The sequence below is a fragment of the Vibrio profundum genome (assembly GCF_050337555.1).
Taxonomy (GTDB): domain Bacteria; phylum Pseudomonadota; class Gammaproteobacteria; order Enterobacterales; family Vibrionaceae; genus Vibrio; species Vibrio profundum.
Genome location: NZ_JAKJTA010000007.1, coordinates 208,438 through 227,932 on the forward strand (window position 1 = coordinate 208,438; position 19,495 = coordinate 227,932).

At 47.1% G+C, this 19,495-nt stretch carries 15 protein-coding genes; 6 read left to right on the plus strand and 9 right to left on the minus strand.

Features of this window, described 5'->3' with window-relative positions:
* Positions 1-8 precede the first annotated feature (8 nt).
* Positions 9-1,031, plus strand: a complete 1,023-nt coding sequence (gene rsmC, locus L4C34_RS08485; RefSeq protein ID WP_428788906.1) for a 16S rRNA (guanine(1207)-N(2))-methyltransferase RsmC — start codon at positions 9-11, stop codon at positions 1,029-1,031.
* Between the two features lie 76 nt (positions 1,032-1,107).
* Here rsmC and L4C34_RS08490 read toward each other — a convergent pair whose 3' ends face one another.
* The 9 genes from L4C34_RS08490 to hrpB form a co-directional block, all read right to left on the minus strand.
* On the minus strand, positions 1,108-2,136 hold the full coding sequence (locus tag L4C34_RS08490; RefSeq protein WP_428788907.1) for an ABC transporter ATP-binding protein: 1,029 nt from the start codon (positions 2,134-2,136) through the stop codon (positions 1,108-1,110).
* Complete coding sequence (locus L4C34_RS08495; protein WP_428788908.1) at positions 2,133-3,761, minus strand: ABC transporter permease; 1,629 nt, start codon at positions 3,759-3,761, stop codon at positions 2,133-2,135. The genes L4C34_RS08490 and L4C34_RS08495 overlap by 4 nt, the downstream gene beginning before the upstream one ends.
* Before the next feature lie 31 nt (positions 3,762-3,792).
* On the minus strand, positions 3,793-4,806 hold the full coding sequence (locus tag L4C34_RS08500) for a Fe(3+) ABC transporter substrate-binding protein (RefSeq protein WP_428788909.1): 1,014 nt from the start codon (positions 4,804-4,806) through the stop codon (positions 3,793-3,795).
* Positions 4,807-4,945: 139 nt separating this feature from the next.
* A complete protein-coding gene (locus tag L4C34_RS08505; RefSeq protein WP_428788966.1) occupies positions 4,946-6,175 on the minus strand; it encodes an ammonium transporter in 1,230 nt (409 codons plus the stop codon).
* Positions 6,176-6,214: 39 nt separating this feature from the next.
* Positions 6,215-6,553 carry a P-II family nitrogen regulator gene (gene glnK / locus L4C34_RS08510; RefSeq protein ID WP_428788910.1) on the minus strand — a complete coding sequence of 113 codons (339 nt, stop codon included), beginning with the start codon at positions 6,551-6,553 and terminating at the stop codon, positions 6,215-6,217.
* A gap of 223 nt (positions 6,554-6,776) precedes the next feature.
* The gene (locus L4C34_RS08515) at positions 6,777-7,142 is read right to left on the minus strand and encodes a YacL family protein (protein WP_428788911.1); all 366 of its coding nucleotides are present in this window, start codon (positions 7,140-7,142) and stop codon (positions 6,777-6,779) included.
* A gap of 234 nt (positions 7,143-7,376) precedes the next feature.
* Positions 7,377-9,974 (minus strand): bifunctional aconitate hydratase 2/2-methylisocitrate dehydratase, encoded by a 2,598-nt coding sequence (acnB, locus tag L4C34_RS08520; RefSeq protein WP_428788912.1) that lies wholly within the window; start codon positions 9,972-9,974, stop codon positions 7,377-7,379.
* Positions 9,975-10,397: 423 nt separating this feature from the next.
* Complete coding sequence (gene mrcB / locus L4C34_RS08525; protein WP_428788913.1) at positions 10,398-12,776, minus strand: penicillin-binding protein 1B; 2,379 nt, start codon at positions 12,774-12,776, stop codon at positions 10,398-10,400.
* Complete coding sequence (hrpB, locus tag L4C34_RS08530; RefSeq protein ID WP_428788967.1) at positions 12,773-15,271, minus strand: ATP-dependent helicase HrpB; 2,499 nt, start codon at positions 15,269-15,271, stop codon at positions 12,773-12,775. The genes mrcB and hrpB overlap by 4 nt, the downstream gene beginning before the upstream one ends.
* A gap of 22 nt (positions 15,272-15,293) precedes the next feature.
* Here hrpB and sfsA point away from each other — a divergent pair, with 22 nt between their 5' ends.
* From sfsA to folK, 5 genes are all read left to right on the plus strand, one after another.
* Entirely contained in the window at positions 15,294-16,010 is a 717-nt protein-coding gene (gene sfsA, locus L4C34_RS08535) for a DNA/RNA nuclease SfsA (RefSeq protein ID WP_428788914.1), read from the plus strand.
* Between the two features lie 134 nt (positions 16,011-16,144).
* Complete coding sequence (dksA, locus tag L4C34_RS08540; RefSeq protein ID WP_428788915.1) at positions 16,145-16,591, plus strand: RNA polymerase-binding protein DksA; 447 nt, start codon at positions 16,145-16,147, stop codon at positions 16,589-16,591.
* An 84-nt stretch (positions 16,592-16,675) separates the two neighbouring features.
* Positions 16,676-17,566 (plus strand): tRNA glutamyl-Q(34) synthetase GluQRS, encoded by an 891-nt coding sequence (gene gluQRS / locus L4C34_RS08545; protein ID WP_428788916.1) that lies wholly within the window; start codon positions 16,676-16,678, stop codon positions 17,564-17,566.
* A 79-nt stretch (positions 17,567-17,645) separates the two neighbouring features.
* Positions 17,646-19,001 carry a polynucleotide adenylyltransferase PcnB gene (gene pcnB / locus L4C34_RS08550; RefSeq protein ID WP_428788917.1) on the plus strand — a complete coding sequence of 452 codons (1,356 nt, stop codon included), beginning with the start codon at positions 17,646-17,648 and terminating at the stop codon, positions 18,999-19,001.
* Positions 19,001-19,486, plus strand: coding sequence for a 2-amino-4-hydroxy-6-hydroxymethyldihydropteridine diphosphokinase (gene folK, locus L4C34_RS08555; protein WP_428788918.1), 486 nt, complete (start codon positions 19,001-19,003; stop codon positions 19,484-19,486). The genes pcnB and folK overlap by 1 nt, the downstream gene beginning before the upstream one ends.
* The last annotated feature ends 9 nt before the right edge of the window (positions 19,487-19,495 follow it).

A 19,495-nucleotide genomic window follows, 5' to 3' on the forward strand; every position in this document is an offset into this window, starting at 1 on the left:
GCCCAAATATGTCAGCCTACACCGCCCCTAGCCAAATCGCTCAACGTCAACTCGAATACTTTGCCGATAAACACGTGCTTGTGGCTGGTGAAGCGGAAGACATGTTCCCAATTGAGTTGGCCAAACACTGCCAATCGGTCAGCGTTTTTACCACCCATTATGGCTACCATCGGCAGCTAAACAGCAACAGCTCAGTCACGAGTCACTTTGCCGCTGAATTCGATGCACAAAGCAAAGCCGATTTAGTGTTGTTGTACTGGCCCAAAGCCAAAGCCGAGGCGCAATTTCTACTCGCCATGCTGATGGCAAAATTGGGGCCGGGTACTGAAATCGTTGTGGTGGGAGAAAATCGTTCGGGCGTTAAAAGCATTGAGAAAATGTTCGCGCCATACGGCCAAATCAAAAAATACGATTCCGCTCGTCGCTGCTCATTTTACTGGGGCCTGTGCAGTGAAACTTCTGCGCCGTTTTCTCTTAGCGATTGGTTCAAAACCTATTCTGTGCAATATAACGATATCACGATTACCGTTAAAAGCCTTCCGGGCGTATTTAGCCACGGTGAGTTTGATATTGGGAGCCAATTGCTACTAGACAACTTACCCAAACTCAAAGGTAAAGTGCTCGACTTCGGCTGCGGTGCCGGCGTGATTGGAGCAGTGATGGTAAGTTTGAACCCGGGCATTGAGCTCACAATGTGCGATGTAAGCGCACTGGCCATTGAGTCCAGTAAACAAACCTTAGCGGCAAATGGCTTGTCCGCGCAAGTTGTCCCATCTGATGTCTACTCCGATATTCCAACGGGCTTAAACTATATAATTAGCAACCCGCCGTTTCATTCAGGGTTGGATACTAGCTATAGCGCGACAGAAACATTACTGGCTGGTGCACCTCAGTATTTAAAGGCTGGGGGCGAGCTTTATATCGTTGCCAACAGTTTTTTGAAATACCCGCCAATTATCGAACAGGCTTTTGGCCAGTGCCAAACCCCAAGCAAAACCAGCAAGTTTGCCATCTACCAAGCCAAAGCATGATAGCTCACTTTTAGCTCTGTTGGCTCTTAACTCTTAACTCTTAACTCTTAACTCTGTTGACTGTTAGCTCTGTTGACTAAAAGGCCAGTGCAAGCTGGCCTGCAAGAGATACCGACACGCCTTGACCTATTCCCAATGACTCAGACGCACTAGCCAGCATTTTATTGCCTTTCATATCGATCACATACCGACAATGATCGCCCATGAACTGCTGTTCTATCACACGAATGTCACTATTGTGCTGTACATTGAGTTGGATCTGCTGCGGACGTAACAGCACTTCACACGGCGCTGAAATCGCAATATCGGTTTGTGCCCGTGCCGTGACTTTACCCAGCTCTGTCGAAAATTCGTGCTCCGAGATACGTGTTGCCGCTAGATAACTTCCACCGCCCAAAAAATTGGCAACGAAGCGACTCGCTGGGTGATGATAAAGTTGCGAAGCTGGGCCATATTGCTCAATTTCCCCTTGATTCATGACCGCTAGCTGATCGGCAAAAGCAAACGCTTCTTCTTTACTGTGCGTAACAAAAACGGCCGTCACACCTTGTTGTTTCAATAGTTGACGCATTTCTACCACTAATTGGTGCCGAACTTGAGCGTCGATATTAGAAAATGGCTCATCAAGCAATAATAGATCGGGTTGACTAGCCAGTGAGCGAGCAATCGCAACTCTCTGCTGTTGTCCGCCTGACAGTTGATGAGGATAACGCTCGGCAAGTGCGCTCAATTGAACCAATTCTAACATTTCTGTCACTTTGTTTCCTTGCAGGCTTTTGCTTAGGTGGCGCAAACCAAACGCAATGTTTTTTGCGACAGTAAGGTGAGGAAACAAAGCGTAATCTTGGAAAATCATCCCGATATGGCGCTTGTCTGGGGGCAACTGCCATTGGTCATCGGTGATTGTTTCACCTTGTAAGGTAATTTTTCCACTCGCGGCAGGAAGCAAACCCGCAAGCGCTTTTAATAATGTGGTTTTGCCACATCCACTGGCACCCAGTAAACAAACAATATCGCCATGGTTAATCTCCAGTGACACTTGCTTTAATACTTCTTGCCGCCCGTAACCGCAAACCAAATCCTGAATATGCAAACATTGCGTCATTTTACCCCTCCTTCTAGAGAACGATTGATCAGCACTAAAGGGATAAGACCAACCAACACCAATAGCATTGCAGGCATTGCTGCAAGTTCCAATTGCTCATCAGATGCGTAATTAAACACGTAGGTCGCCAGTGTTTCAAAATTAAATGGCCGGAGTAGCAATGCAGCATTGAGCTCTTTCATCGATTCGATAAACACCAACAAAAATGCAATCAAGGCACCACGCCGAATCAGTGGCCAATGAATATGCCACAGCATCTGATTGGAGTTACAGCCCAAAGTTTTTGAGGCCATATCAAGCGATGGCGGTATTTGTTTAAGGTTACTTTCCACACTGCCTATCGCCACAGCAGAAAAACGCACAACCATGGCAAACACCAACGCAAATAAAGAGCCGGACAACAACAACCCCGGCCGCTGCCACTCCATCCATTTGGCCACATCATTGAGAACGTGATCGACGAACAAGACAGGGATCATGACACCGATTGCCAGTACCGTCCCGGGAACTGCATAGCCCATGGCTGCGCCTCGCATCCATATCTGACTCGCGACACTCGGCTGGAGCCGATGACAAAAGTTCACGATTAGTGCCACAAAAACGGCCAGGATTGCCGCCACAACTGAGACTGTCAGGCTATTGAGTGCATACTGGCGAAATTCCGCAGTCCAGCTTTGAACAAAATAGTGATAGGCGTAGATGGCAAGTTGCATCAAGGGCAGCAAAAATGCCAATATCACCAGCCCCCAACACCACAACAATGCTGACCATTTCGCCCAACCAGATAGGCGAACTTTCTGTCCGCGGCTAATTTCGATATGAGGTTGAAACAACCTCTGCCTACGTCGACTGTATCGCTCTGCGCTAATAAAAAATATCACCACAATTAACATGAGTAAGGATATTTTGGCTGCGGCGCTTAAGCTGGCATAACCTAGCCAAGTATCATAGACCGCCGTCGTTAGCGTATTAAGTGAAAAGTAACTCACCGTGCCAAAATCACCCACGGTTTCCATCGCCACTAGGGTTAAGCTAATCGCAATCGCAGGGCGTGCCAACGGCAGAGAAACTCGAAAGAAGGTTTGCCAAGCATTACAATTGAGTAAGCGAGCAGAGTGCGTCAATGCGCTGCTTTGCTGTAAAAATGCCGCGCGGGTAAGAAGATAGACATAAGGATATAGCACCAAAGCCAGTATCCAGCAGGCGCCATAAAGAGAGCGAATATCAGGAAACCAATACTCTCTTGCCTGCCAACCAAACCAAGCTCTAAGTGCGCTTTGAACTGGGCCTGCAAAATCTAGCCAATCGGTGAAAACATACGCCACAATGTAACTCGGCATGGCTAACGGCAATACCAGCAGCCACTGCAATACCTTATCGGAGGGAAATTGACACTTGGCAATCAACCAAGCACTAGGCACGCCGAACACAGCTGCCAATATCATCACACCAGCAGTCAGTAACACAGTATTAGAGATATAAGTCGGCATTACAGTCGCGAATAGATGTGCAAACACCTCGTCGCCACCACTTAATGCAGTATAACCGATGGCCAAAATAGGCAGCACCAACAAGGTGCAGGTGCCTGCGCTGGCCAATGTCCACGGCAAGCTAATCCGGCTCATACCACTAATTCACTCCTTTTGGTAAAACGGACTACAAGTCAAACTGCACTTCATCGAGCAATTTAATTGCCTCTTTATGATGAGCGGCTATCTCGTTGAGAGATATGCCATCCGCTTTAAAATCCCCCCACGATGCCACCAGCTCTGAGCGCTGCACATTAGGCTTCACAGGGTATTCGTAGTTGATTTCTGCGTACATTTTTTGCGCCTGATCACCAGATAAAAACTCCATCAGCTTAACCGCGTTGTCTTTATTCGGCGCATACTTGGCCAATGCCATACCACTGATGTTTACATGAGTGCCATCGGTCGTCTGGCTCGGGAAATTGATGTATACCGCTTCCGCCCAAACTTTTTGCTTGTCATCATTCACCATTTTTCCCAAGTAATAACTGTTCCCTAAAGAAACGTCGCACAACCCTTCTTTAATCGCTTTCACTTGAGCACGGTCGTTACCTTGTGGTTTACGTGCCAAATTAGCCTTAACGCCTTCCAACCACTTCTTCGTCGCCGCCTCGCCATTGTGCGCAATCATGGCTGAAACCAAGGAGACGTTATAGGGGTGCTTGCCGCTTCGAGTGCAAATCCGACCATTGAATTGTGGACTGGCGAGATCTTCATAGCGAAACTCTTGACCCAACTTTCCTATCCGATCTCGGGAAGAATAAACAGAACGGGTTCTGGTCGTCAGCGCAAACCAAAGGTTCTTCGTGTCTTGATATTGAGCGGGGATGTTTATTTCGAGTATCTCACTATCAACCGGCTGAACGAGATTTCTATCCGTCAGTTCAGCAAGACGACTAATATCAACCGTCAAAATGACATCCGCGGGGCTATACTCGCCTTCTTGAATCAACTTTTCCGCCAGTCCTTTTTTGGCAAACTTAACGTTGACCTTTATACCCGACTCTTGAGTGAATTTATCAAACATTGGCTTAACCAAAAAAGGCTGCCGATAACTGTAGACATTCACTTCTTCAGCAAAAGTGATTGAGCTAGTCAGCATGCCAGTAACTGCCAGAAAAATGAGGAGCCATTTCTGCATTGGATTCGTCCTTAAATGCTAATGAGAATGTTTATCAATTCTATTAGTATAAGTACAATCATTAAATTCGCCAAAAAACATTCACAAAAAAGCCCACTTTTTGCAGTGGGCTTCATAAAAGATTGTATTCGTGGAATCGTTACTTCAGTGAAACGAACTCCGGATAAGCGCCGACACCGCAGTCATGCATGTCCATGCCCTCTAGCTCTTCGTCCTCAGTAACGCGGATGCCCATGGTCATTTTAATAATCATCCACACCACTAAGCTTGCGCCAAATACCCAGGCAAAGATTACCGAAGCGCCAAGTAACTGAGCACCAAAAGTGGCATCTGGGTTAGTCAATGGCACTGCCATCAAGCCAAATAGACCACACACTCCATGGACTGAAATCGCGCCTACTGGATCGTCGATTTTCACTTTATCAAGCAGCACAATACTAAATACCACCAACACACCTGACACCGCACCAATCGCAACGGCAAATAGCGGAGACGGAGACAATGGATCGGCAGTGATTGCCACAAGACCGGCCAATGCACCATTGAGGATCATGGTTAAATCCGCTTTACCCCACGTGGTCTTACAAACAAACAAGGCCGCGATGGCGCCTGCAGCAGCGGCTGCGTTAGTGTTTAAGAAAATATCGCCCACGGCGGTGGCATTTTCAAAGTCTGAAATCATCAGCTGGGAGCCGCCGTTGAAACCAAACCAGCCAAACCAAAGAATGAAGGTACCGAGTGTGGCCAATGGCATATTCGACCCTGGAATTGGGTAAATTTCACCATTTTTACCGTACTTACCTTTACGTGCACCAAGCAATAGAACTCCCGCTAAAGCTGCCGTTGCCCCGGCTAAATGCACGATACCTGAACCCGCAAAGTCGCTGAAGCCCGCTTGTGACAAGAAGCCACCACCCCAAGTCCAATACCCTTCTATTGGATAGATAAAGGCGGTCAACACAACAGAGAATACTAAGAAAGACCAAAGCTTCATTCGCTCAGCCACAGCACCCGATACAACGGACATTGCTGTCGCAACGAACACGACTTGGAAAAAGAAATCCGAAGACAGCGAGTGATCGGCACCTTCCGCCTGCGTGCCAATAAGCGTACCAAATGATGGCAACCAGCCACCTTCCGCGTTATTGACGTACATAATGTTGTAACCCACCACTAGATAGGTGATACAAGCAATACAGTATAGGCAAAAGTTCTTCGTCAATATCTCGGTGGTATTTTTCGAGCGAACTAAACCCGCTTCAAGCATGGCAAATCCCGCTGCCATCCACATAACCAAAGCACCTGAAATCAAAAAGAAAAATGTATCCAGTGCGTAGCGCAAATCTACCACTGTTTTCGTTAGTTCAATGTCCATTTAAATCATCCTCGTCCTATAACTCTAAAATACTTACAAAGCTTCCGAATCTAACTCGCCTGTTCGGATTCTGACTGCTTGGCTCAAATCGTATACAAATATTTTTCCATCGCCGATTTTTCCAGTATGTGCAGCCTTGGTGACGGCTTCGATCACTTGGTCGACATTGTCCGCTTGTGTAGCAATTTCGAGTTTAACCTTTGGTAGAAAGTCCACTTGATACTCAGCACCGCGGTACAATTCAGTGTGGCCTTTTTGACGGCCAAACCCTTTCACTTCGGTTACTGTCATCCCTTCAATGCCGACATCCGATAGCGCTTCACGCACATCATCTAACTTAAAAGGCTTAATAATCGCATTAATCAATTTCATCACATTCCCTTTGTGTCACCCGTTCCAGTTTCACAAACAGAATCCAAAGGTTGTGCCACAAATACAACACACTGAATATTAATGAGTTTTTAAATAAGATAAGGGTTCAACAGCCGTCAGTTGCACCAAAATGGAACAGAAAAATCACAATCCTGATGCAACTTCTTAGAATTCACTATGATGGGGAGGGTGGAGGCTTAGGTGGGAGAAGAAAGAATAAAATTTAGCGCTGAGAAATGAAATCAAGCCAATTAACAACCAAAGATTCAAAGTCAATTAAGCCACACACTGATGAGCTTTCACTGTCATAAAGATTAAAATCTTCGATCAGTTCAACTTCTTGATCTAAGCCGTTTTCTTGTGTGTGAACTTCATGATCTTCAATCAATATATGAGTTTCTTTTCCAAGGTGACGATATTGGCGGGCAGGGTTTTGTTTGGCCAAATCAATCAGCTCAATCACCTGCTGGATCTTATCCTTGTCTTTGCCTATTTCTTCTTGCAGCCATCGGGCTAACACTTCATGCCCCATAGTGCATTTCACATAATACTCTCTCATCAAAGTATTACGGATAAATTCATATTCCATTGCTTGCCGCCCATTTCGCCAAAAAGGCGCACAGTATAAACGCTTCTTACAGCTTCGTCTGTATGAATAATGCTTAGCCTTAGGCAATAAAAAACGCCTCCGAAGAGGCGTTTGAGGTAACTACTTAAGTTCTAATTAACTATTTTAGTTTTCATTATCTATTTTAGTTTTCATTATCTACTGGAGTTCTGATTAACTACTTGAGCTTTAGATAACTAATTGAATAGTTTTAAACTAAACCGGCTCTTGGAAAATAACCGAATCGGCCTTCTCTGTATATTCCGCCATTTGATGGAAATTCAGATAGCGGTAAGTATCCGCTGCCGTGGCATCGATCTGTTTCGCGTACTCTAGATACTCCGCTTTCGTCGGAATACGACCAAGGATTGCACCCACAGCTGACAACTCGGCAGAAGCAAGATAAACATTCGCCCCTGTACCCAAGCGGTTCGGAAAGTTACGTGTTGAGGTCGACATTACTGTGGATTTGTCAGCAACGCGTGCTTGGTTACCCATACACAAAGAGCAGCCAGGAGTTTCAATGCGTACTCCTGCACGGCCAAAGATGCCATAGTAACCTTCTTCAGTGAGCTGATCTTTATCCATCTTAGTCGGCGGTGCAACCCATAGACGAGTATCTAACTGACCATTAAATTTCTCTAGCAGTTTACCCGCCGCCCGGAAGTGGCCGATATTCGTCATACATGAACCAATGAACACTTCATCGATGTTAGTGCCTTGCACATCAGACAGTAGACGTGCATCATCCGGATCGTTTGGTGCACATAAAATAGGTTGATCAATCTCCGCCAGATCGATTTCGATAACGTGCGCATATTCTGCGTCGCGATCCGCTTCCATTAAGTCAGGCTTAGCCAACCATTGCTCCATGCTGCTCACACGACGCTCAATTGTACGGCGATCGCCATAACCTTCAGCAATCATCCATTTCAACATGGTGATATTCGACTTCAAGTATTCTTCAATGGACTGTTCTGACAGCTTCACAGTACAACCAGCAGCGGAGCGCTCAGCAGACGCATCAGAAAGTTCAAAGGCCTGCTCAACGGTTAGATGCTCAACCCCTTCGATTTCCAACACGCGGCCAGAGAATTCATTGATCTTACCCGACTTCTCAACTGTTAATAAGCCTTGCTTAATTCCGTAGTAAGGAATTGCATGAACCAAGTCACGCAGCGTAATACCCGGCTGCATCTCGCCTTTAAAGCGCACCAAAATAGACTCAGGCATATCCAACGGCATAACGCCCGTCGCTGCAGCAAAGGCAACTAAGCCAGAGCCCGCAGGGAAAGAGATACCGAGTGGGAAGCGAGTATGTGAATCACCGCCAGTACCAACCGTATCAGGTAGCAACATGCGGTTTAACCAAGAGTGGATAACGCCATCGCCCGGACGAAGCGAAACACCAGCGCGGTTCATAATAAAGTCAGGTAGGGTGTGGTGTGTGTTAACATCCACTGGCTTAGGATATGCCGAGGTATGACAGAAAGACTGCATCACCAAATCAGCCGAGAAACCCAAGCAAGCGAGATCTTTAAGTTCATCTCGAGTCATTGGACCCGTGGTATCTTGCGAGCCCACTGTGGTCATTTTCGGCTCACAGTAAGTGCCCGGACGAATTCCCGTTACGCCACAAGCTTTACCAACCATCTTTTGGGCAAGCGTATAGCCTTTACCTGTATCAACCACAGCAACTGGGCGACGGAAAACCTCAGACGCTTCTAAGCCAAGCGCTTCACGTGCACGGTCTGTCAGGCCGCGACCAACGATCAATGGAATGCGTCCACCAGCACGTACTTCGTCAATCAGCACATCGGTTTTCAGGCCAAATGTTGCCAATGTTTCGCCGCTATCATGAGCGCAAACCTTACCTTCGAATGGGTAAACATCAATCACGTCGCCCATGTTCAGCTTGCTGACATCGACCTCAATAGGTAGCGCGCCAGCATCTTCCATGGTGTTGAAGAAAATAGGAGCGATTTTACCGCCAAGGACATAGCCGCCAGCACGCTTGTTAGGAACATTAGGTATATCATCACCCATGAACCAAAGTACTGAGTTCGTCGCTGATTTACGTGAAGAACCCGTCCCCACGACATCACCAACATAAACTAATTGATGGCCTTTTTCTTTCAGCGCGTCAATTTGCTTAATTGGACCAATCTGCCCCGCTTGATCAGGTTTAATACCATCACGTTCGATTTTCAACATAGCGAGCGCATGTACTGGAATGTCGGGACGTGACCATGCATCGGGTGCAGGGGACAAATCATCAGTATTGGTCTCACCGCTAACTTTAAATACGGTCAACGTGATCTTTTTTTGTAACTCAGGTTTCGATAGGAACCATTCTGCATCGGCCCAAGATTGCATCACTTGCTTAGCAAACGCATTGCCCGCTTTCGCTTTCTCTTCAACATCGTAGAAAGCGTCGAACATCAATAAAGTATGAGATAGGGCTTTAACAGCAATGGGACCAAGGTCGGCATCATCTAACAAGGCAATCAAAGGCTCAATATTGTAGCCACCTTGCATGGTGCCTAAAAGCTGTGCCGCTTTTTCACGGCTAACTATAGGTGACGAAACCGTCCCTTTCGTTATCGCCGTTAGAAAACCCGCTTTAACATAAGCCGCTTCATCCACACCGGGTGGAATACGATTTTCTAATAAATTAAGTAGGTATTCTTCTTCACCTTGAGGGGGAGATTTTAGTAATTCGACAAGTCCAGCGACTTGCTCTGAATCTAAAGGTTTGGCAACCACCCCTTCTGCTGCGCGTTCGGCAACATGTTTACGATAGGCTTCTAGCACGACTTTTTCCTCTCATTGCGGTTCCTCCTCTACTTATTAATATGGGAGTGAACGTCCGTGGAAACTTGGCTCTCTAATCCATTGCCTCAACATCAGGATAACAACGTGGCTCTCACTGAAGTGATAGTAAACAGAGGCCAAACTGTGCCCGCAGCATAGCAAAATTAGCGCCACTATTAAATCAAGCGACTATGACCTAGCTAACAAGTTGACGCTAAACTGTATTGACTTTTACGTTTTAAGACACCTAAAATCATCCACTGCGAATTGATAACAAAGTTAATAATAAGAAAGCATTATATGTCCCTGTCGTACATTTAGGCGCCACTCTTCAGTTATGAACACGGAAGCTATGCATACGGAAGTCATGTATACGAAAGTCATGAATGCCGAAGTTGTGAATGCAGATGGTGTACTCCTTAGCTACCAATCCAACAAACCTTTCAGCCACCCCGTGACACCTTGGCGACAAGCTTTTTTTATTGTGCCGTTAGCATCCCACACGGGCAGCTTAAAGTCCGCAGAGCAGTCCAAACTCAGATCGCCATTCGCTTGGTGGTCATAACCTAATGTGGTCATCCCTTTCGGCCAAGGTAATTCCAACTTTTCTGGTACTCGGTATTTCAAGTATTGGGCATAAACCCTCAAAGCGCCGCTTGCACCGGTCAAATAGATAGGTTTGTTGTCATCGCGACCAACCCAAATAGTGGTCACTTCTCGGCCGTCGATACCCACAAACCAACTATCTCGAGTATCATTACTGGTGCCAGTTTTCCCAGCCAGTGCCGCCTTCGGAAATAGCTGATTTAAATAGCGCCCCGTACCTTCTAACACGCCTTTTTTCATCGCATACGTCGTGAGCCAAGCCGCTTGAGTATTCACAGCTTGAGTGACACTTGGAATCGATTCATAAAGCAGATTACCCTCTAAATCGACCACTGAACGTAGAGCGGATAGACGCGCTTTCTTACCTGAATTGGTCAAGGTTTGGTACATCTGCGCCACTTGTACTGGAGTTAAACTAAACGATCCTAAAAACATCGAAGGAACGGCAATGATCTCTTTCTTATCGACGCCTAACTTTTCAAATGTTTTTACCACCGAGTCGATGCCTAGCGCCATGCCAAGCTCTACCGTCGGAACATTTATCGAGTGGGCCAACGCCTCATAAAGCGGCACATCACCGCGATATTTGCGATCAAAATTACGCGGTGTCCATACCACACCTTTATGATCTTTCAAGCTGATCGGCTGATCGTGCAGCGTACTTGCTAAGGTGTATTTATCGGGCTGCTGCAAAGCGGTCAAGTAGACAGCAGGCTTAGCCAAAGAGCCAATTTGGCGACTGGCGTTGAGCGCTCGGTTGAACCCATCATAGCCGACACGCTTGCCGCCAACCATGGCACGAATTTCACCAGAGTGCCTATCAACAACTACCCCAGCGGCTTCTAAGTATTTACTTTTGACCTTACCAAGACGAGGGACCGTTCTCGCCACTGCCTTCTCTAAATCCAGCTGAGCAACAGGGTCTAGCGAGGTAAAGACATGAATGCCCGCTTCTGCTTGGAATTGACGCCCCAGTTTCTCTCGAAGCTCTAACTTTAACTGCTGAAAATAAGCCGGTTGGCGCTGAGCAATATGAGGAGAGGCCTGAACGTCAAGTGGTCGATTGACGGCTTGCTTGTACTGCTTCACCGTCAAAATATCGTGCTCTAGCATTAATTTCAGCACTAGATCACGCCGTTGCAGAGCCCGCTCAGGGAAACGAACCGGATTGTAATACGAAGGTCCTTTCACCATGCCCACCAACATAGCAAGCTGATCAATACGTAATTCATTGATCGGATGGCCAAAGTAATAGCGCGAAGCAAGCGCAAAGCCATGAATCGCTTCCGAGCCACTTTGACCTAAGTACACTTCGTTTAAGTAAGCTTGGAGAATCCTATCTTTGCTGTAGCGATAATCCAAAATCAGCGCAATATAAGCCTCGCGCAGCTTACGCCAGAGAGTCCGGTCGCGAGATAAAAAGAGATTTTTCGCCAGCTGCTGGGTTAAGGTACTTCCGCCCTGCACGGTATGCCCTGCTCGAATGTTAGCAGCCATCGCCCTTAATATCGCAACCGGAGACACTCCCTCGTGCTTATAGAAATTGCGATCTTCTGTGGTCAGCAGAGCGTCGACCAAAACTTCAGGAAACTGCTCTCTACGCAAAAATAATCGCTGCTGATCGGTATTTTTCTCCAGCATACCCAGCATTTTAGGATCTAAGCGTAAATAGCCAAGGTTAGCGTCTTCATCTAGTGATTGAATGCGTTGCAGGCCCTGATTATTAAAGTACAGCATTACATGACGAGCGGCTTCTGGCCCGTCTGAAAAATCAAATGGACGACGATACAGTTCTATTTTGGTCGAGGAAGAGGAATATTCCCCTGGGTGGCGTGGGTGGCGAACTTTGCGATAATTCAATGCGTTTAGTTCATTACGCATCGCTTGAATCGTGAGCTTATCCCCTGGATTCAAGTACAAGATTCGGGCGTACACCACGGTCGGCAAATCAAATAACTGGCCATCAAATCGATGCTTCACCAAACTATTTAAATAAATACCCGAGACAACAAGAACCGCCACTCCCACAGCCGCAAGCTTCCAGCCAACGCTCCACAAACGCTGACGCCAAGTTTTACTCGGCCCTTGGTTGCTCGCCTTGGCTTTCTTCTTGGCGCTAGATTTGTTTTTTTCGCCAGACTTTGTGGCGCTTTTTCCTTTTGCCGGAGTCTTTTTCGGCATTACCTTTTTTGTCATCGGTTCAACTGCCGTTTCGTTTTACTGGTCGGTTGGTGCTGAGCAGGATCATCTGGCCAAACATGCTTTGGATAGCGGCCTTTCATTTCCTTTTTCACCTCTTTGTAGGCTCCTTGCCAAAAGCCGGCAAGATCTTGCGTCACTTGCAGTGGGCGCTGCGCCGGAGACAGGAGTTCAAGCTGCAAGATTTTTCTTCCTCTCGCGATCGTTGGCGAGCATCGTTCGCCGAACATTTCTTGCAAACGCACGGACAGAACTGGCTGCTGCCCTTCTTGGTAACGAATCGATTTTTTATTGCCTGTCGGTAGCAGGTAATGCACTGGTAAATGTTCATTCAGTGTTTGTTGTAATTCCCAGCCTATACGAGCAAGTAGCGGATCTTCCAGCACGACCGCCTGTAATTGGCTCAAATTGGTGACACCGTTCAAATAAGGATCTAACCACAGAGGTAACTCCTCCAGCAGGCTCTCCTCATCCATCGCGGGCCACTCAAGCTCTGGCAGCCATTCAATCGCGCAGCGTATACGAGATAGTAGAGCGCTAGCGCTCACCGACCAGTTCAAGCTCGCCAAGCCATTCTCTCGCACATAATTTAACAGAGCTTGACGGTACTGCTCAGAAGAAGGTTTTTTCAATGGCGAGCGAGATAAGACTAACTGACCAATGCATTCACGGCACTCAGCAAGCAAGCGGCCTTTTTGTTCACTCCACTCCACGATTTCTTGTTTTTTCAGCAAATCAGGGCGTTCGGCACGTAAGGTTTGCATATCCAACGCTACCGCGAGGTGCACTTGGCTAGCATTAGAAGAAGATCGCATCAGATCAACCGCGATAAGATACTCTTCATCCGATAAAGGCTCTTCCACGCGCACTTCAGCGCCATGCCCGTTAGCCAAAACATACTTTCCGACTTGTTGATGGCGCTTTTGCGCGATCCTATCAGGATAGGCCAAACTCAAAACGAGCGGTAAATAGTGAGCAGAAACCTCGCGGATCTCGAATGCTTGTTGCATTTTGTCGGCAAGGCGATGAATTCGGTCGAGTACCATTTTCTGCTGGGGATGACGGCGATCGAGAAAAAGTGACAGTAGTTGTCCAAAATCAACTGAACGCTTATTTTGTTGCTCCAGTAAAGCTGCCGCGACTAATGCCGTATGATACCAACCAAGCAACTCATCGCTTGATTTCACCAGCATTGCAGCAAGTCTAGGCTCAAGCCCCAGTTGGTAAGCCTGTAAACCTTGTGTTGTAAAGCGGCTCTGTTTATCCAATAGGCCCAGCATACTAAGCAATTGCCTAGCCTGCTCAAGACCTTTCTGAGGTGGTACGTCTAGCCAACACAATTCACTGCCATCAGCGACACCCCACTGAACGAGTTCCATGGCTAAATTCGCCAAATCAACGCGCAGTATCTCTGGTGGTGGTACTGCCGGCTGTTGTGAATATTGACTCTCACTGTATAAACGCAGACATACGCCCGGCTCAGTACGCCCAGCACGCCCGGTTCGTTGCTGCGCCGAAGACTGAGCTATTTTCACTTGCTCTAATTTGGTGATACCTGTTTTCAAGTCGAATTTAGCCACCCGCTCCAATCCCGTGTCGAGTACCACCCTGACACCCTCAATGGTCAGAGATGTTTCAGCAATATTGGTTGCCAGCACGACTTTTCGCCGTCCATCAGGGGCGGGGGCAATCGCACGCTGCTGCTGAAGCAGTGGTAACTGACCATACAAAGGGCGAACATCAACAGAAGGCAAATCGTCGTCTAGCCGCTCTGCCAATTGCTTTATCATCGCCGTTGATGGCAAAAAAACCAAAATAGACCCTGACTCATGGCGCACCAGTGAATGAATATGGCGCACCAGCGCCGTCATTAAATACTCATTTCGTCCAAGAGGCAGGTGGCGAGTCTCCACTGGAAACTGGCGACCTTGGCTGTGAATATAAGCAGCATCAGGCATCAGCGCCTGTAGCGCCTGCGCATCCAGTGTCGCCGACATCACGACAATTTTGAGCTCTTCACGCAACGCCTGCTGAATTTCAAGCGCCAGTGCTAGAGAAAGATCAGCATGAATACTGCGTTCGTGATACTCATCGAAAATCAGCATACCCACCCCATCCAACATAGGATCTTGCTGGAGCATACGAGTCATCACGCCTTCGGTAACGATTTCAAGCCGTGTATGTTTACCCACCCGAGTATCACCGCGCATACGATAGCCCACAGTCTCTCCGACAGACTCACCAAGCTGCTTTGCAAGGTAGTGCGCGATCGATTTTGCCGCCAATCGCCGAGGTTCAAGCAAAATAATTTTACCACTCACAATCCCCTCCTTAATCAAAGTCAGAGGAAAATGGGTTGACTTACCAGCGCCGGGAGCCGCTTGCAGAATAATTTGTGATTGCTGGCGTACGGCGTGCAACAGATCGGCAAGTACCGCTTCAATAGGCAGTTGTGACAAGGGTGGCCTCTTATGCTTAAATGGACAAACTATTGTACATAAAAACAGTAATGAAATGCACTTCAATCCCCCACTTGAGTCTGCAACTCTCATAAAGCGCTACAAACGTTTTCTAGCCGACGTCACGCTCAACGACGGCACAAATCGCACTATTCACTGCGCTAACACTGGATCAATGACGGGGTGCGCCGAACCAAAGAGTAAAATTTGGTTTTCTACCTCCGATAACCCCAAGCGCAAATACCCAAATAGCTGGGAGCTTATTGAAACCCAGCACAACCACCACATTTGCATCAATACAGCGCGCGCCAACCAACTGGCCGTCGAAGCCATTAAAAATGGTGTAATTGAGGAGCTCACTGGCTATCAGCAATTAAAAACCGAAGTCAAATATGGCGACGAAAATAGCCGTATTGACATTTTACTTAGCGACGATGTACACCCTGACTGCTATATTGAAGTGAAAAGCGTCACCTTGCTGCCGGACCCACAAACAGGGCATGGCTTTTTCCCTGATGCAGTGACCACACGTGGGCAAAAGCACTTGCGAGAGCTCACAAAAATGGCGAATGAAGGCAAAAGAGCGGTACTTTTATTCACAGTTTTGCATTCAGGCATTGAAAAAGTGTCTGCCGCACACCATATAGACGCCAGTTATTCAGATTTGTTGAATCTCGCTATTGAACAAGGGGTAGAAGTGTTGTGCTACTTGGCACACATTTCGCATTTGGAAATGAAGCTCGTCAAACGTGTTGATTTTGTCAGTAATTAAAAGTGCTGCATTCTTCACAGTGACAACAAGTTTATACGTTAGCAATTGCCTCTATAACGTGTTTTTGTTATAGATACCCGCCTAAAATTAGCGAGTGATTTGACAGTTGACTAGGTGTTAGTAGGAGATGCTGCATGCCAGAATCAAAGAAAAAAGCGCTAGGCATCCTAGCCATTGCAGGGGTTGAGCCATACCAAGAGCAAGCTGGTGAAGAGTACATGTCATCAGAGCAACTGGCTCATTTTACAAAAATCTTAGACGCATGGCGCAACCAGCTTAGGGAAGAAGTCGATCGCACTGTGCACCATATGCAGGACGAAGCCGCCAACTTCCCAGATCCGGTCGATCGCGCTTCTCAAGAAGAAGAGTTTAGCTTAGAGCTACGTAACCGAGACCGTGAGCGTCGTTTGATCAAGAAAATTGAGAAAACACTAACCAAGATTGAAGAAGACGACTTTGGCTTCTGTGAATCTTGTGGGGTCGAAATCGGTATTCGCCGTTTAGAAGCTAGACCAACCGCAGACCTTTGTATTGACTGCAAAACACTTGCAGAAATCAAAGAGAAGCAGCTACAAGGCTAGTTTAATCGCGAAACGAAAAAAGGGAGCGTAAGCTCCCTTTTTATTTTGACGACCGCTTATTTTGACGACCGCATCGAGAGAATTATGAGTTACATTGGCCGCTTTGCTCCTTCTCCTTCTGGCCCGCTACATTTTGGATCGCTTGTTGCCGCGCTCGGTAGCTACTTCCAAGCAAAATCCCAACAAGGCCAATGGCTAGTCAGAATTGAAGATCTTGACCCGCCGAGAGAAATGCCAGGTGCCGCCTCATTAATACTCAAAACCTTAGCAGCCTATCAACTTGAATGGGATGGCGAGATCGCGTATCAAAGCCAGCGCCACGCCCTTTATCAAGCACATATTGATGCCTGGCTTACCTCTGGGCACGCCTATTATTGTCAATGCAGTCGCAAACAAATTAAAGCCTCTGGCGGTTATTATCTAGGAACCTGCCGAGAGGCAATCCCTAGCAACCCCAAACAATGCTCAGTGAGATTAAAAGTTGACTCACCTGTGATGGCATTTCTGGATCAAAAACACGGCCAGATACCGATTCCAGAAGCGCAGGCGAAAGAAGATTTTATCGTCAAACGTCGAGATGGATTGTATGCCTACAATCTAGCCGTTGTGATTGATGATATCGAGCAAGGTATCACTGAAGTAGTGCGCGGCGCTGACTTGATTGAACCCACAGGAAGGCAGATCAGCTTATACCAGGCCCTCGATGCTCCCCTCGTTAGCTATCTTCACTTGCCGCTAATTTTGGATGAAAATGGCAATAAATTGTCGAAACAAAACCATGCGACAGCGATAAGCTTAGACGATCCAAAAAAGGATTTAATCAGAGCAATGAAGGTGTTAGGTTTCAACATGGAACAAAGTATGTATGAAGCCAGCGTGGCAGAATTAGTCACATGGGGCTGTCAACATTGGGATCTACATCAACTTCCTGAAGCGATCGAGATCACGCCACGATTCTCAAATGGCCTTTCGTAAGTTATTATTAGGCCAATATTGACCCAATTGTCGCCTAGCGCCGAACACTTAGCGGGCTCAACCTACAATTTTAGAGCAGATGAATAGAAACGACTGTACTCCTTACGAGTCTAATGCATACACAGATTTGGCGTTAAACGTCATTACTCGCCAAGAGCATAATATCTCGCGCCAGAATATTAGCGACAACGCATTAAAAGTGTTGTATCGCCTAACTGGTGCTGGCTACGAAGCCTACCTAGTCGGAGGCGGTGTTCGCGATCTATTGTTGGGACATACTCCAAAAGATTTCGATATTGCGACCAACGCCACACCAGAACAAATCAAACATTTGTTCCGTAACTGCCGCTTGATCGGTCGCCGTTTTCGTTTAGCTCATATTATGTTTGGCCGCGACATCATCGAAGTGGCCACTTTCCGTGGCCACCATCAAACGCCAAGTAAACATACTTCAGCCCAATCAAAAGAAGGCATGTTATTACGCGATAACGTCTATGGTTCTATCGACGAAGATGCCGAACGCCGCGACTTCACCATCAATGCGATGTACTACAACATTTCCGACTACAGCATTCATGATTATGCCGAAGGCAAAGAAGATCTTGAAGACAAACTGATCCGCCTGATTGGTGATGCTGACGTCCGCTATCGTGAAGATCCGGTGCGAATGCTAAGAGCCGTTCGCTTCGCTTGTAAACTCGATTTTGACATTGAAGAAGAAACCGCCGCTCCGATTGAAAATCTAGCACACCTGCTAAAAGACATTCCGGCAGCAAGGCTTTATGAAGAATCGTTGAAACTACTGCAATCAGGTAATGGTCTAGAAACCTATCACCTAATGCGTGAGTATGACCTGTTCCAGCAACTGTTCCCGACAGTCTCCGAGCACTTCACTGAAGATTATTCGAGCCACACAGAACAAATGCTCGATATTGTGTTAGACTCCACCGATCTTCGCGCAGAAGAAGGTAAACGCATCAATCCTGCGTTTATGTTTGCTGCGATGTTGTGGTATCCGATGATTGGTCTGGCCGATAAATTGGTTACTGAACGCAAGCTGTCTTATTACGACGCCGTAATGGAAGCCAGCAACATTGTGCTTGATCAGCAAGTAAAAACCATTGCAATTCCTAAACGCCACACTGCGACAGTTCGCGAGATTTGGCAATTGCAACTTCGCCTGCCACGCCGCAGCGGTAAGCGAGCATTTCGCTTAATGGAACTGAATAAGTTCCGTGCTGGGTTTGATTTCCTAGTCATGCGCGGTGAGATCGAACAAGGCGAGACCGAACAGCTAGCCAAGTGGTGGGACACGTTCCAACAAGCTAGCCGTGAGAAAAAACAAGAAATGGCGTTGCAAGGTGATGATGAAGGAAAACCAAATTATCGCCGTCGTAGAAACTACCGGAAGAAAACGAAAAGCAAGGCAGAATAATGATTGCTGCATACATTGCTGTCGGTAGTAATCTCTCGGATCCTGCTGCTCAAGCGCAGCAGGCCATAGAAGCGTTGAAGCAACTGCCTAAGTCTGAGTTTGCCCGCGCTTCCAAGCTGTATACGAGTAGCCCTATGGGGCCGCAAGACCAGCCTAATTATATTAATGCCGTCGTAAAAATCACGACTCAATTAACTCCGCTCGAGCTACTTGATCAGACTCAGTCGATTGAGAATACGCACGGGCGAGTCCGTAAAGATGAGCGTTGGGGGCCGAGGACACTCGACCTAGACATCATCTTATATGGCGATCACACGATTGATCTGCCAAGGCTAACCATCCCCCACTATGGGATGAAAGAACGCGAATTCGTGCTCTACCCTCTAGCCGAAATAGCGCCGAACTTGTGCCTCCCTGATGGAAGTCATCTTGAAGAGTTACTGAAAAGTATAGAGCGCAACGGACTCAATATTTGGCAACCATAGCCAACTCCG

What these genes read in the sequence shown, in the direction of transcription:
- pcnB (WP_428788917.1), top strand. Translation starts at nt 17,646, where the DNA reads ATGAATAGAAACGACTGTACTCCTTACGAGTCTAATGCATACACAGAT.
- L4C34_RS08515 (WP_428788911.1), bottom strand. Translation starts at nt 7,142, where the DNA reads ATGGAATATGAATTTATCCGTAATACTTTGATGAGAGAGTATTATGTG.
- L4C34_RS08495 (WP_428788908.1), bottom strand. Translation starts at nt 3,761, where the DNA reads ATGAGCCGGATTAGCTTGCCGTGGACATTGGCCAGCGCAGGCACCTGC.
- glnK (WP_428788910.1), bottom strand. Translation starts at nt 6,553, where the DNA reads ATGAAATTGATTAATGCGATTATTAAGCCTTTTAAGTTAGATGATGTG.
- L4C34_RS08490 (WP_428788907.1), bottom strand. Translation starts at nt 2,136, where the DNA reads ATGACGCAATGTTTGCATATTCAGGATTTGGTTTGCGGTTACGGGCGG.
- L4C34_RS08500 (WP_428788909.1), bottom strand. Translation starts at nt 4,806, where the DNA reads ATGCAGAAATGGCTCCTCATTTTTCTGGCAGTTACTGGCATGCTGACT.
- dksA (WP_428788915.1), top strand. Translation starts at nt 16,145, where the DNA reads ATGCCAGAATCAAAGAAAAAAGCGCTAGGCATCCTAGCCATTGCAGGG.
- gluQRS (WP_428788916.1), top strand. Translation starts at nt 16,676, where the DNA reads ATGAGTTACATTGGCCGCTTTGCTCCTTCTCCTTCTGGCCCGCTACAT.
- rsmC (WP_428788906.1), top strand. Translation starts at nt 9, where the DNA reads ATGTCAGCCTACACCGCCCCTAGCCAAATCGCTCAACGTCAACTCGAA.
- sfsA (WP_428788914.1), top strand. Translation starts at nt 15,294, where the DNA reads ATGCACTTCAATCCCCCACTTGAGTCTGCAACTCTCATAAAGCGCTAC.
- mrcB (WP_428788913.1), bottom strand. Translation starts at nt 12,776, where the DNA reads ATGACAAAAAAGGTAATGCCGAAAAAGACTCCGGCAAAAGGAAAAAGC.
- folK (WP_428788918.1), top strand. Translation starts at nt 19,001, where the DNA reads ATGATTGCTGCATACATTGCTGTCGGTAGTAATCTCTCGGATCCTGCT.